At 37.0% G+C, this 14,653-nt stretch carries 13 protein-coding genes; all 13 read left to right on the top strand.

From position 1 onward, the window contains the following. Positions 1-10 precede the first annotated feature (10 nt). The 13 genes from ACFSUL_RS18695 (at position 11) to recA (ending at position 14,647) form a co-directional block, all read left to right on the top strand. Positions 11-1,114, top strand: coding sequence for a BMP family lipoprotein (locus ACFSUL_RS18695; RefSeq protein WP_377937395.1), 1,104 nt, complete (start codon positions 11-13; stop codon positions 1,112-1,114). A 201-nt stretch (positions 1,115-1,315) separates the two neighbouring features. Beyond that, complete coding sequence (locus ACFSUL_RS18690) at positions 1,316-2,845, top strand: ABC transporter ATP-binding protein (protein WP_377937394.1); 1,530 nt, start codon at positions 1,316-1,318, stop codon at positions 2,843-2,845. Beyond that, on the top strand, positions 2,845-3,891 hold the full coding sequence (locus ACFSUL_RS18685) for an ABC transporter permease (protein WP_377937393.1): 1,047 nt from the start codon (positions 2,845-2,847) through the stop codon (positions 3,889-3,891). The genes ACFSUL_RS18690 and ACFSUL_RS18685 overlap by 1 nt, the downstream gene beginning before the upstream one ends. Further along, positions 3,892-4,851 (top strand): ABC transporter permease, encoded by a 960-nt coding sequence (locus ACFSUL_RS18680; RefSeq protein WP_377937392.1) that lies wholly within the window; start codon positions 3,892-3,894, stop codon positions 4,849-4,851. 630 nt (positions 4,852-5,481) lie between these two features. Next, positions 5,482-6,753, top strand: a complete 1,272-nt coding sequence (gene yfmF / locus ACFSUL_RS18675; protein WP_377937391.1) for an EF-P 5-aminopentanol modification-associated protein YfmF — start codon at positions 5,482-5,484, stop codon at positions 6,751-6,753. 3 nt (positions 6,754-6,756) lie between these two features. Beyond that, the gene (yfmH, locus tag ACFSUL_RS18670; protein ID WP_377937390.1) at positions 6,757-8,049 is read left to right on the top strand and encodes an EF-P 5-aminopentanol modification-associated protein YfmH; all 1,293 of its coding nucleotides are present in this window, start codon (positions 6,757-6,759) and stop codon (positions 8,047-8,049) included. Between the two features lie 151 nt (positions 8,050-8,200). Further along, entirely contained in the window at positions 8,201-8,920 is a 720-nt protein-coding gene (gene ymfI, locus ACFSUL_RS18665) for an elongation factor P 5-aminopentanone reductase (RefSeq protein ID WP_377937389.1), read from the top strand. Between the two features lie 188 nt (positions 8,921-9,108). Further along, positions 9,109-9,366 (top strand): DUF3243 domain-containing protein, encoded by a 258-nt coding sequence (locus tag ACFSUL_RS18660; RefSeq protein WP_377937388.1) that lies wholly within the window; start codon positions 9,109-9,111, stop codon positions 9,364-9,366. 261 nt (positions 9,367-9,627) lie between these two features. After that, positions 9,628-10,419, top strand: a complete 792-nt coding sequence (locus ACFSUL_RS18655) for a DUF3388 domain-containing protein (RefSeq protein ID WP_377937387.1) — start codon at positions 9,628-9,630, stop codon at positions 10,417-10,419. Between the two features lie 19 nt (positions 10,420-10,438). After that, entirely contained in the window at positions 10,439-11,374 is a 936-nt protein-coding gene (locus ACFSUL_RS18650; RefSeq protein WP_377937386.1) for a helix-turn-helix domain-containing protein, read from the top strand. A 40-nt stretch (positions 11,375-11,414) separates the two neighbouring features. Further along, entirely contained in the window at positions 11,415-11,993 is a 579-nt protein-coding gene (gene pgsA, locus ACFSUL_RS18645) for a CDP-diacylglycerol--glycerol-3-phosphate 3-phosphatidyltransferase (protein WP_377937385.1), read from the top strand. A gap of 95 nt (positions 11,994-12,088) precedes the next feature. Further along, positions 12,089-13,327 carry a competence/damage-inducible protein A gene (locus tag ACFSUL_RS18640; protein ID WP_377937384.1) on the top strand — a complete coding sequence of 413 codons (1,239 nt, stop codon included), beginning with the start codon at positions 12,089-12,091 and terminating at the stop codon, positions 13,325-13,327. Between the two features lie 282 nt (positions 13,328-13,609). Further along, positions 13,610-14,647 (top strand): recombinase RecA, encoded by a 1,038-nt coding sequence (gene recA / locus ACFSUL_RS18635; RefSeq protein ID WP_377937383.1) that lies wholly within the window; start codon positions 13,610-13,612, stop codon positions 14,645-14,647. The last annotated feature ends 6 nt before the right edge of the window (positions 14,648-14,653 follow it).

Below are 14,653 nucleotides of genomic sequence, written 5' to 3'. Positions count from 1 at the left end.
GGTCCTCGAGTTGAAAAAGCGTAAATACGGTTTAGCTTTATCACTAGTACTAGCAGCAGGAACAATTTTAGGTGCATGTGGTGCAAGTGATGACAAAGAAGATACATCAGGTGATAAAGGCAAAGAAGATCAATTCACTGTTGCAATGGTAACAGATGTTGGTGGGGTAGATGATAAGTCCTTTAACCAATCAGCATGGGTAGGGCTACAAGCGTATGGTGAAGAAAACGGATTGGAAAAAGGTAATGATGGTTTCAATTATCTTCAATCTCAATCAGATGCTGACTATGCAACAAACTTAAATACATTAGTACGTCAAGACTTTGATTTAATATATGGAATTGGTTATATGATGCAAGAAGCTATGACTGATATTGCAAAACAACAAAAGGATGCTCACTTCGCTATTGTTGATTCAGTTGTAGACCAACCAAACGTTGCGAGCATTATGTTTAAGGAGCAAGAAGCATCCTTCCTAGCAGGTGTTGCAGCAGGTCTAGCTACTAAAACAAATAAAATCGGATTTATCGGTGGAATGGAAAGTGAAGTAATTGAGCGTTTTGAGGCTGGTTTTCTAGCAGGCGTTAAGGCGGTAAACCCTGATGCAAAAGTTGATTCTCAATATGCTGGTGCTTTTGACAAAGCAGAACTTGGTCAAACAATTTCCTCTAAAATGTATTCTTCCGGAGCAGATATCGTTTTCCATGCTGCAGGTGGTACTGGAAATGGACTTTTCAAAGAAGCTCGTGACTTGAAGGCAAAAGATCCATCTCGTGAAATCTGGGCAATCGGAGTTGACTCTGATCAAACAGCTGAAGGTATTGTAGAGATTGATGGTGAAGAGAAAAATGTTGTTCTTACTTCTGCATTAAAACGTGTTGATAACGCAGTAGTGGATTTAACAACAAAAGCAAAAGAAGGAAACTTCCCTGGTGGAGAAGTAACTACTTATGGCCTTGCTGAAGATGGTGTGGGGCTTGCACCTTTAAATGAAGATCTTGCAAATAAAGATGAAGTTTTGGCTAAAGTTGATGAGTTCAAAGAAAAAATTAAAAATGGTGAACTTACAGTTCCTGGAACTCACAAAGAGTTAGAAACTTTCTCTGTACAATAATAGTAAATGTAAAAGGGGATAAGCAGGCTAATTTAGCTGCCCCTTATCCCCTTTTTAAAATCTTAACTGAAGAGTAGAATCATTAAATTCCGCTTTTCATTTAAGGTTTTACCTTAGGGGTTATCCCCCTATTTTTTAAAAATATTAAGGTCTGACCTCTAACTACTGGGGATAACTGACATTTGCAAGGAGTGAGGAATAATGGATTATGTAATTGAGATGTTGAATATTCGAAAAGAATTTCCAGGCATCGTAGCAAATGATAATATAACCCTCCAGCTCAAAAAAGGTGAAATTCATGCACTTCTTGGAGAGAATGGAGCTGGTAAATCTACCTTAATGAACGTTCTTTTTGGTCTTTATCAGCCTGAGCAAGGTGAGATCAAAGTGAATGGTAATAAGGTGAATATTACAAACCCTAATATAGCTAATGATTTGGGAATAGGAATGGTTCATCAACATTTTATGCTTGTTGATACGTTTACTGTTACCGAAAATATTATTTTAGGGAAAGAACCAAAAACTGCTGGAAGAGTAGATATTAAAAAGGCAGAGAAAGAGATTCGCGAAATCTCTGAAAGATATAATTTGAAAGTGGATCCTACTGCTAAGATTTCCGATATTTCTGTGGGAATGCAGCAGCGTGTGGAAATCCTAAAAACATTGTACCGCGGAGCAGAGATCCTAATTTTTGATGAACCTACTGCAGTACTTACACCACAAGAAATTCATGAACTTATTCAGATTATGAAGACGCTTATAAAAGAAGGAAAGTCCATTATTCTAATTACGCACAAACTAAAAGAAATCATGGAAGTTTGTGATAGAGTTACAGTGATTCGAAAAGGAAAAGGTATCGGGACAGTAGATGTTAAAGACACCAATCCTATAGAACTAGCAAATTTAATGGTCGGTAGGGAAGTTACGTTTAAAACCGAAAAAAGTGAAGCATCCCCACAAGCGGATGTACTAAAGGTGAGTAATTTATTTATAAAAGACAATCGTGGCGTTCCAGTAGTAAAAGGCTTGAATCTAAATGTTCGTGCAGGAGAGATTGTCGGGATAGCGGGTGTTGATGGTAACGGTCAAAGCGAATTAATAGAGGCAATCACGGGTCTAATGAAAACAGAAAGTGGCTCTATTATGTTAAATGGAAAAGAAATTCATAATAGGAAGCCTAGAAAAATTACAGAGTCAGGTGTTGGGCATATTCCACAAGATAGACATAAACATGGACTCGTTTTGGATTTTCCAATTGGGGAGAATATGGTGTTGCAAACGTATTACCAAAAACCATTTTCAAAAAGCGGTATATTAAACTATAAAAATATTTATAAAAAGGCTAAAAAACTAATTTCTGAGTTTGATGTGCGAACTCCTTCTGAATATACGTTAGCTCGTGCTCTATCAGGTGGGAATCAGCAAAAGGCTATTATCGGAAGAGAAGTGGATCGTGATCCAGATTTGCTTATTGCTGCACAACCAACCCGTGGACTTGACGTTGGAGCAATTGAATTTATTCATAAACGTCTTATTGAACAACGAGATAACGGAAAGGCGGTATTATTACTTTCTTTTGAATTAGAAGAAATAATGAATGTTAGTGATCGGATTGCCGTTATTTATGAAGGACAGATAATTGATATTGTCAATCCGAAAGAAACAACGGAACAGGAGCTTGGTTTGTTAATGGCTGGCTCAAAACAAAAAAAGGCAGGTGAAATGAGCTGATGTCTAATCGTTTATCTAATATATTAATTCCGGTGATTTCTGTAGTACTAGGTGTCGTCGTCGGAACGATAATCATGCTTGTAAGCGGTTATGATCCTGTTGCCGGGTATACAGCATTGTGGAATGGAATATTTGGTGAAGTATATTATATGGGGGAAACAGTTCGTCAAGTTACACCTTATATTTTGGCAGGTTTAGCAGTTGCTTTTGCTTTTCGGACAGGTCTATTCAATATTGGTGTTGAAGGTCAGTTAATTGTAGGCTGGCTTGCAGCGGTATGGGTTGGTATTTCATTTGACCTTCCAAAAATAATTCATTTGCCTCTTGCGATTATTGCAGCTGCAGCAGCAGGAGCTCTTTGGGGCTTTATTCCAGGTCTGTTAAAAGCAAAGTACAGGGTTCATGAAGTAATTGTCACAATAATGATGAACTATGTAGCACTTCATGTGGCAAATGCTATTATTCAAGATGTATTATCCGATGGAAGTGACAGAACAGAAAATATTGCTGACTCTGCTTCGTTTGCATCACCTTTCTTACAAGGTCTAACAGATTATTCTAGGTTACATTGGGGAATACTTGTTGCCTTGCTATGTGCTTTTCTTATGTGGTTTATTCTTGAAAAAACGACAAGAGGGTATGAGCTTCGTTCTGTAGGTTTCAATCAGGATGCATCGCAATATGCAGGAATGAATGTTAACGGGAATATCATTCTGTCCATGGTCATTTCTGGTGCTTTTGCAGGTTTGGCCGGTGCAATGGAAGGATTAGGGACATTTGGTTATGCATCCATTAAGGGTGGATTTACTGGTGTAGGATTTGATGGTATCGCAGTCGCTTTATTAGGCGGAAATGCAGCAATCGGTGTCATATTAGCTGCACTATTATTTGGTGGTTTAAAGGTTGGAGCATTAAATATGCCACTCGAGGCAAATATTCCAAACGAACTTGTTGATATTATTATTGCATTAATTATATTCTTTGTTGCTTCAAGTTATATGATTCGCTGGATCATTCAGCGAATGAGTAAAAAGGGGGTGAAATAAGTGGGCTTAATGGATATTTTAACGATTATTATTCCATCAACGTTACTTTGGGCATCACCACTTATTTTCACAGCTTTAGGCGGTGCATTTTCTGAAAAATCTGGTGTAGTTAATATTGGTTTGGAAGGGTTAATGGTAATTGGTGCATTTTCTAGTATTGTGTTTAACCTTGCCTATGCCGATACTTTAGGAGGAGCTACACCCTGGGTAGCGTTAGTTGTAGCGATGATTATTGGTGCACTCTTATCCGTACTACACGCGGTTGCTTCTATTACTTTTCGAGCAGACCAAGTTGTATCAGGTGTAGCAATCAACTTACTAGCTGTTGGTGCAGCACTGTTCCTAGTAAAACGTATTTACGGAAAAGGCCAAACAGATATTATTCAAGAAAGCTTTGGGAAAGTGGACATTCCACTATTGAGTGATATCCCTATAATAGGAGAAATCTTTTTCTCCAATACGTATTGGCCGCCGTTTGTAGCTATTTTAGTATCCTTTATTATATGGTACGTAATGTATAAAACCCCATTCGGTCTCCGTCTTCGTTCAGTAGGGGAACACCCAATGGCGGCAGACACGATGGGGATTAACGTTACAAAAATGCGCTATATCGGTGTTATCTTGTCAGGTGCGTTAGCGGGAATTGGTGGAGGAGTATATGCACAGTCCATTTCTTCCGACTTTGGCCATGCAACGATCAGCGGCCAAGGATTCATGGCACTTGCAGCACTTATTTTCGGGAAATGGCACCCACTTGGTACAATGGGAGCAGCTCTTTTCTTCGGATTTGCTCAAAGTATAAGTATTATCGGAAACAGCTTGCCATTTCTTGAAAACATACCAAGCGTCTACTTGTTAATTGCTCCATACGTATTAACAATACTAGCTTTAACAGGATTTATCGGACGTGCTGATGCACCTAAAGCATCAGGAACCCCGTACATCAAAGGAACTAGGTAAAAAGAAAAGCGGAAGTGGCTCGATAAGCTCGTGAAGAAAATAGGGATTTCCCTCGAAAGGCGCATTTTGCCTTTAGAGGGGAATCCTCTTTTTCACAGCGAGCTAGCCACTGTAGCTAGACAAAAAGAAAAGCGGAAGTGGCTCGATAAGCTCGTGAAGAAAATAGGGATTTCCCTCGAAAGGCGCATTTTGCCTTTAGAGAGGAATCTTCTTTTTCACAGCGAGCTAGCCACTGTAGCTAGACAAAAAGAAAAGCGGAAGTGGCTCGATAAGCTCGTGAAGAAAATAGGGGTTCCCCTCAAAAGGCGCATTTTGCCTTTAGAGGGAAATCCTCTTTTTCACAGTGAGCTAGCCACTGAACTTAAACAGAAAAAACAGAGCAGGCCGAGAGCTTGTTCTATTTTTTTGTCTATATTTTATTTGAATAGTATTTTAATATACCGTAATCATAGTCATCGCAATTTTGCATATAATGTTTAATTCAAGTTGTAATTTCCAATAGAGGAAGATGCTTGAAATTCCTTCGTCTCAACATGTATAGTTAAATGGAAACGTCGTAAAATATATCTGATACTCTGTAATTTATTAGGATATATTAAAAGTTAAGCCCGATATAAAGGAGGACGGAACATGACAAGCATTAATGAGGTAATAAAACAGAAACAAGGCTATACGTTACATATCGTCCAAACTGAGAAATATAAAACGAATACTTTAGTATTGAAAATGAAAGCACCTTTGGAAGAAGAGACCATTACATTAAGAGGTTTGCTTCCATACGTGTTGCAAAGTAGTACGAAAAATTTGCCGACAACAACCGAGCTACGTTCCTATTTAGACGAGCTATACGGGGCGAATTTTTTTGTAGACCTTGGTAAAAAAGGAGAATATCATGTTACAAATTTTTCTGTTGAAATTGCGAATGAAAAGTTTTTAAAAGACTCGGAACCACTTTTGAATAAAGGGTTACAGTTTTTATCAGATGTTGTTTTTAATCCAAATGTAGAAAGTGATCAATTTCATAATCAAACAGTAGAAAAAGAAAAGCATAATCAAAAGTCTAGAATTCAAGCCGTTTATGATGACAAAATGCGTTATGCCAACTCAAGGCTGATTGAAGAAATGTGTAAAGGCGAACCGTATGCTCTCCATGCAAATGGGAAGGCGGATAAAGTAGATGAAATAAGCTCTAAAGAATTATATCAGTTTTATAAAAAGGCTATTAATGAAGACCAATTTGATTTATACGTCATTGGTGATGTAGATGTTTCGGAAGTGGAAGCATTTTGTGACCAGCACTTCGTTTTAAATGAAAGGACAGCACGAACAGCTGAAAAATCCAATTCTTCTGTTAATAAAGAGAATGAAGTGATTGAAAAACAAGATGTAAAGCAAGGAAAACTTAATATAGGTTACCGTACAAACACGGTTTATGGTGATGAAGATTATTTTGCTCTCCAAGTTTTTAATGGTATTTTTGGTGGTTTTTCTCATTCTAAACTTTTCATTAATGTACGGGAAAAAGCAAGCCTAGCTTACTATGCAGCGAGCAGACTCGAAAGTCATAAAGGGTTAATGATGGTAATGTCCGGAATAGATTTTAAAAATTTTGAACAAGCAGTCACAATCATTAAAGAGCAGTTGCAAGCGATGAAAAATGGTGACTTTTCTGATGCAGAAATAGAACAAACAAAAGCGGTTATCCGTAATCAACTTCTTGAAACGGTTGATACATCAAGAGGGTTAATCGAAGTGTTATATCATAATGCTATATCCGGTCAAACAATTGACTTAGCACAATGGCTAAATAGCATTGAAACTATTTCTAAAGATGAAATTGTGAAAGTCGCCCAAAAAGTTGAAACAGATACGATTTATTTTTTGACAGGAATGGAGGGATAGACAATGAAGAAGATTTCCTTCGAGCAGCTACAAGAAGACTTATATTATGAAAAAATGTCTAACGGATTAGATGTGTATATACTTCCCAAAAAAGGATTTAACAAAACGTACGCTACGTTCACGACAAAGTATGGTTCGATTGATAATCACTTTGTCCCAGTAGGGGAAAAGGACTTTGTCAAAGTCCCGGACGGAATTGCCCACTTTTTAGAACATAAATTATTTGAAAAAGAACATGAGGATGTATTCCAGCAATTCAGTCGACAAGGTGCATCTGCGAACGCATTTACATCTTTTACCCGTACAGCTTATTTATTTTCTAGCACCTCTGATGTAGAAAAGAACTTGGAAACACTAATTGATTTTGTGCAGGCTCCATATTTTACGGAAAAAACAGTAGAGAAGGAAAAAGGAATTATCGGACAAGAAATTACAATGTACGATGATAATCCAGACTGGAGATTATATTTTGGTGTCATACAAAATATGTATAAAAATCACCCAGTGAAAATCGACATTGCTGGCACAATCGAATCAATCACACCTATTACAAAAGACATGCTTTATCAATGTTACCATACGTTCTATCACCCAAGTAATATGGTATTATTCATTGTTGGTGCGGTTGAGCCAGAAAAAGTAATGGATCAAGTAAGAACAAATCAAGACAGCAAAGATTATGAAAAAATGCCAGAAATTGAGCGGAAATTTGAAGATGAGCCGGAAGAAGTAGCAGAGAAGAAACAAGTATTAAAAATGAACGTTCAATCACCAAAATGTTTGGTGGGGTTAAAAGCTCCTGATCCTCATCAACAAGGAAGTGAAATGTTAAAACAAGAGCTATCTATGAACGTATTATTAGATTTATTATTCGGAAAAAGTTCCAAACACTATTTTGATATGTATAACGAAGGTCTTATTGATGAAACATTTAGTTATGATTATACGCAAGAAAAAGGTTTTGGGTTTGCTTCCATCGGCGGTGACACAGAAAAACCAGATGAACTAGCTGCAAGAGTAGAAGAGATACTTTTGAAGGCGAAGAATGGTGAGTTATTTACAGAAGAAGGACTAGAAAGAGCAAAGAAGAAAAAAATTGGCTCATTTCTACGAGCTATTAATTCTCCTGAGTTTATTGCAAATCAATTTACTCGGTATGCATTTAATGACATGGATTTATTTGAAGTCGTTCCAACCTTGGAAACATTAACTTTCTCTGATATTCAAGGTGTGGCAGACAGAATCATTGATCAAAAACGACTAACGGTTTGTCAAGTTGTTCCGAAATCTTCATGATAGTTACCATTAGGGGTTGACTAAAAAGTGCGGTGCACCTCTCTGACTGATGATGTACTTTATTGTACGAGTACTAATAAGCGGTTAAAGGGAGGGAGCAAGGCATGATAAGTCAGCCTCTGTTTTTTGTACAAAAATAGAGGTGATAAAATTGGCGAAATTCGCATTGATTACCGGTGCTTCTGGAGGTATCGGTAGAAAAACTGCAGAGCTTTTAGCAAGAAACGGATGGAATTTATATCTTCATTATTATATAAATAAGAAAGAAATGGATGATCTTGTAAAAGAACTCTCAAACTATCCTGTTGAAGTCATTCCAATACAGGCAGATTTAACAGGTGCAGCGGGGGCAAATCAACTCACAGAATCTATATTTGGAATTGATGCAGTAGTTCATGCTAGTGGCGTTTCAAAATGGGGATTATTTCAAGATCATTCAGAGAGTGATATGGACGACCTATGGAATATACATGTCAAGAGTCCAATGATTATTATCCAAAAGTTATTAGAAAAATTAATACGTGCACGAGGGAAAATAGTGATTGTAAGCAGTATCTGGGGACAAACCGGTGCGGCATGTGAAGTATTATACTCTACAGTGAAAGGGGCACAATTATCTTTTGTCAAATCCTTCAGTAAAGAGATCGCAAGAAATGGAGTAAGAATTAATGCAATTGCACCAGGGGCTGTTAACACAGGTATGTTAAATAGTTTTACGGAAGAGGAGTTAGAAGATGTGAAAGAAGATATACCAATGGGGAGACTTGCAAATAGTGAAGAAATTGCTTCAGCTATCCGTTTTTTGCTCTCCGACGAAGCGTCTTATATAACAGGGCAAGTATTAGCTGTTAATGGTGGCTGGTATACATAATAGAGGTTGCAAAAGTGTATGCAACTTAGTGTAGTGAGTTGTCTTTCTTTATATACCCTCCTGAAAAGGCTTTTATATCCTATTGTCTAGGACATGATAGATTGACAAAAATTTAATTTTTACGTAACGAATATTTTTACCTTTACGATACAAACTAACATTGTATTTCAATTAAGGAGGTAACAAACATGTCTGTACTTGATAACTGGGAAGATTGGAAAAACTTTTTAGGTGATCGTTTAAATCATGCTAGTCAAGAGGGAATGGATAACAATGTAGTTTCCGACTTAGCTTACCAAATCGGTGGATACTTGTCAGAGCAAGTAGAACCAAAAAATGAGCAAGAAAGAGTTCTTGCAGACTTATGGTCCGTTGCTTCTCCTGAAGAACAACATTCTATCGCTAACATGATGGTAAAGCTTGTGAAAAATAACGGTACAAAATAAAGAGGGGAGTCATTCCTCTCTTTTTTTATACAAAAATGTACATTTATCTTTCATTATTATCAACAGTAAAAATAGATAATTCTAAATAATACAATTTAAATTGAATAGTTAGTCAAAAAATAAATTTTATACATAATTCTGTAGGTTTTCCTTTTCTATTGTGTAGAAATCATATATTATAATATCTAGACGTTTCAATGAAGGAGACAACTAAATTCATTTTTTAGAATAAGTAATATAAGAAGTTTTAGGAGGGAACCTATGGATCGCACAGAATGGTATTTAGAATATGAAATTCAAAAAAACCGTCCTGGTCTGTTAGGTGACATTTCTTCTTTATTAGGAATGTTGTCTATCAACATTGTAACAATTAATGGGGTCAATCAGGGTAGACGAGGGATGCTTCTTCTTGCTAATAATGATGAACAAATAATAAGACTTGAATCTATATTGCAAACAATGGATACGATAAACATAACAAAGCTTAGAGAACCAAAATTAAGAGACCGTTTAGCTGTTCGACATGGTCGCTACATTCAGCGAGATGCAGATGATAAAAAAACTTTCCGTTTCGTTCGTGATGAATTGGGTCTGCTTGTTGACTTTATGGCAGAACTTTTTAAACAGGAAGGACATAAGCTTGTTGGTATTCGTGGAATGCCTAGGGTAGGGAAAACAGAATCAGTGGTTGCTTCAAGTGTCTGTGCCAACAAAAAGTGGCTGTTTGTTTCTTCTACTTTGTTAAAACAAACAATAAGAAGCAAGCTAATTGAAGATGAATATTCCGCGGAAAACATCTTTATTATTGATGGGATTGTGTCGACGCGTCGTGCTAGTGAAAGACATTGGCAGTTAGTTAGGGAAATAATGAGACTTTCTGCGGTTAAGGTAATCGAACACCCTGATGTATTTGTACAAAACTCTGAATACACCTTAAATGATTTCGATTATATTATCGAACTTAGAAATAATCCTGATGAAGAAATTACATATGAACTTGTTGAAAACAACAACCTTTTCCAAAATTCTGATTTTGGAGGCTTTGATTTTTAATATTGGCAGGTGTTAATCATTGACTGAACTAGGAAATCGTTTAAAAGATGCTCGTGAAGCGAAAGGGTATAGCCTAGATGATTTGCAAAGAGTTACAAAGATTCAAAAACGTTATTTAGTCGGCATTGAAGAAGGTAATTATGATATGATGCCGGGTAAATTTTATGTAAGAGCATTTATAAAACAGTATTGTGAGGCAGTGGATCTTCCCACTGAAGAAATATTTGAAGAATATCAAGAGGAAATCCCTACGACTATTAATGAAGAATTACCAGAGCAGCTTTCACGTGTTCAAACAAGAAAGACTGTGTCCGAAAACTCTTCAAAAGTTTTAAACTTTGTTCCGATGTTGCTTGTTATTTTATTTGTTATTGGTGCCTTGGTGTTTGTATGGTACTTTGTTCAAAATAAAGTAGGTGCTGATAATAATGAAGGTAGTAACAACGGAACGGAGCAGGAAGTAACAATTGATGAAAATAAAGAGCAGGCTTCTAAGGCAGAGGAAGAGACTGCTAAAGAGGAACAAGAGAAAAAGGAAGAAGAAAAATCAACAGAAGATATGAAAGATGAAAATAGTGAAGCGAAAGAAGATGACGAGAAAGAGAAAGAGGAAAAAGCTTCTGAGCAATCACTGCAGTCAGTCGAAACAGCTGGTAAAAAGACTACTTATGAATTAAAGAATGCGAATGAATTTCAACTCGACATTTCCGCTAAAGGAGACACTTGGGTTGAGATATATAATTCGAAAGATGAGAAACTTTTTGCTGGTTTATTGAAAGATGGACAAAAACAGACGGCGGATCTCTCGGATGATAGCTTAGCTTATATTATCGTAGGCAATGCTGCGAACACAGATATTAAAGTAAATGAACAACTACTAGAATATCAGATATCTGCAACAGAATTTGTACGCCAAGACATTGTTATTGAATATGCACCATCATCCGAACAATAATAATGTTTATTGTTCGGATTGGATTATTGGAGGTTGTAAGGTGAATTTACCTAATAAAATTACAGTATCAAGGATTTTTTTAATTCCAATCTTTTTAATTATTATGCTCGTTCCTTTTAACTGGGGAGACATGACGTTTCTTGGAGCGGCGATGCCTATACAACACTTTGTAGGGGGACTAATTTTTATAATTGCCTCTACAACGGATTGGATTGATGGCTATTATGCTCGAAAACTGGATCTTGTTACAAATCTTGGGAAGTTTTTAGATCCGCTTGCGGACAAGTTATTAGTTTCAGCAGCTCTTATTGTGCTCGTTGAGTTGGGCTTAGCTCCTTCGTGGATTGTTATCATCATTATCAGCAGAGAGTTTGCTGTAACAGGTCTTCGCCTTGTATTAGCGGGAGAAGGGGAAGTAGTTGCAGCCAATATGCTTGGTAAGGTGAAAACATGGGCGCAAATTGTGGCTATTTCTGCATTGCTTTTACACAATATAATTTTTGAAGCGATCTCATTCCCATTTGCTACTATTGCGTTGTGGATAGCAATGATTTTTACTATATGGTCAGGTTGGGATTACTTCTATAAAGGTCGTAAAGTATTTATAAATTCCAAGTAGGATATGAAAATTGTATACTATTAGTAAAAGCTGACCCAAAAGTGAACATTATCTATGGGTTAGCTTTTCTTTTTAGAAGAAATGGGGGAAAGAAAATGAACGCAGAAATTATTGCCGTGGGCTCAGAACTTTTACTTGGACAAATTGTTAATACAAATGCAAAATTTATATCAGAACAATTAGCCGAAATAGGTGTGAATGTCTTTTTTCATACTGTAGTGGGAGATAATAATTCCCGGCTGGAAGAAGCGATCTCCATAGCAGAGAAAAGAGCGGATTTAATTATATTTACAGGCGGGCTTGGTCCGACAAAAGATGATTTAACAAAAGAAACAATTGCTAAAAAGTTAAATAGAAACCTTGTTTTAGATAATGAAGCTCTTGTTTCCATTAAAGAATATTTTAGTAAAACAAATAGGGTCATGACTGCTAATAACGAAAAACAGGCACTTGTATTGGAATCCTCTACCGTTTTAAAAAATGAATATGGGATGGCTCCTGGAATGTTCCTTAAAACAGAAAATAACTATTATATGCTACTTCCTGGACCTCCTTTTGAAATGGAACCAATGTTTCGTAAGTATGGTTGTGCTGCACTGTTAAAATCGTTAAAGAAAACAGAAACGATTCATTCGAGAGTGTTAAGATTTTTTGGGATTGGGGAAGCGCAGCTTGAAACAGAAATAATGCATATTATTGATGCACAATCGAACCCAACGGTAGCACCCCTCGCTTCGGATGGGGAGGTTACATTAAGGCTTACCGCAAAGCATGATTCGAAAGCAATTGCAAATGAGATGTTAGACAAGGTTGAAGAAGAAATTAAAAATATTGTTGGCGAATATTTCTATGGGTATGATGATACATCGTTAATGGAAGTTGGCTTTCGTTTATTAAAAGAGCAGGGCGTAACTATTTCCAGTGCTGAGAGTTTGACTGGAGGGTTATTCCAATCTCAAATTACTGCTTTTTCAGGCGCAAGCTCGGTGTTAAGTGGAGGAGTAGTTTGTTATCAAGATGAGATAAAACAAAATATTCTATCTGTAAAGGAAACTACTTTGCAAAAATATACAGCAGTAAGTGAAGAATGTGCGTTAGAGCTTGCAGATAATGTCCGTAAAATGTTCTCTACTGATATAGGAATTAGTTTTACTGGAGTGGCTGGTCCTGGTCCTGCCAATGGTAAACCAGCTGGTACCGTATGGATTGGAATCTCAAGAGCTAATCAAAAAACAAAGGCCTTCCAATTAAACTTAGCTGGAGGCAGAAATGCGAATAGAAATAGAGCGGTAAAATATGGCTGGTTCTATCTTATTAAAGAACTTAGCAAGTAAATTGCTTCAAAAAGCTCCCTTTTTACGAGGGAGTTTTTTGTTTGTGAATATAAAATTCAGATAACTACTAGAAATTGCTTATTTAGAAAAAAGCTCCTTGAATTTATTATTTTTCTCCTAGAAGAAAAATGCAAATCGGGAAGAAACTGAGTGTAAAAAAACCGAATGAACGTTCGATTATTTGCTTGTTTTCTATAATAAAAACGTTTATAGTATAGATAGGTTGGATATGAGACAAGATATTAGTTTGTCCTTATTTCTATTTTGAAGGAGGAAATATTAGTGAGCGATCGTAAAGCAGCCTTAGATATGGCTCTTAAACAAATTGAAAAACAATTCGGAAAAGGATCCGTTATGAAGCTTGGTGAAAAAACGGATAGAAACGTTGTAACAGTCCCAAGTGGATCTTTAGCATTAGATGCAGCTCTTGGAGTTGGAGGCTACCCACGTGGAAGAATTATTGAAGTGTATGGTCCTGAATCATCCGGTAAAACGACTGTAGCACTTCATGCCATTGCAGAAGTACAAGCTCAAGGTGGTCAAGCAGCCTTTATCGATGCTGAACATGCGCTCGATCCTGAATATGCTCAAAAACTTGGTGTTAACATAGATGAGTTATTACTTTCACAACCAGATACAGGTGAGCAGGCACTCGAAATTGCTGAAGCTCTTGTACGAAGCGGTGCAGTAGATGCTATTGTTGTTGACTCCGTAGCTGCACTTGTACCAAAGGCTGAGATTGAAGGCGAAATGGGAGATGCTCACGTAGGTCTTCAAGCGCGCTTGATGTCACAAGCACTGCGTAAATTATCAGGTGCTATTAATAAATCAAAAACAATTGCTATCTTTATCAACCAGATTCGTGAGAAAGTTGGGGTTATGTTTGGAAATCCTGAAACGACTCCAGGCGGGCGCGCATTGAAGTTTTACTCGTCAGTCCGTTTAGAAGTACGCCGTGCCGAAGCATTGAAGCAAGGTAATGATATCGTCGGTAATAAAACGAAAATTAAGGTTGTTAAGAATAAAGTTGCTCCGCCATTCCGTGTAGCGGAAGTAGATATTATGTACGGACAAGGAATTTCGAAAGAAGGAGAAATTGTCGACCTAGGTTCTGAGCTAGATATCGTTCAGAAAAGCGGTGCGTGGTATTCTTACAATGAAGAACGTCTTGGTCAGGGACGTGAAAATGCGAAGCAATTCTTAAAAGAAAATCCAGAAGTACGTTCAGAGATTATGTATAAAATCCGTGAACATTACGGACTTGATACTGGTCGTGCTGAAACAAGCGACGACGGAGAAAAGAGTTTATTAGAAGACTAATCTATT

Origin of the sequence: Bacillus seohaeanensis, assembly GCF_042684945.1 — a bacterium.
GTDB classification, from domain to species: domain Bacteria; phylum Bacillota; class Bacilli; order Bacillales; family Bacillaceae_B; genus Rossellomorea; species Rossellomorea seohaeanensis.
Note: the sequence above shows the minus strand (reverse complement) of the source record. Positions and strands in the feature narration are given on the sequence as shown.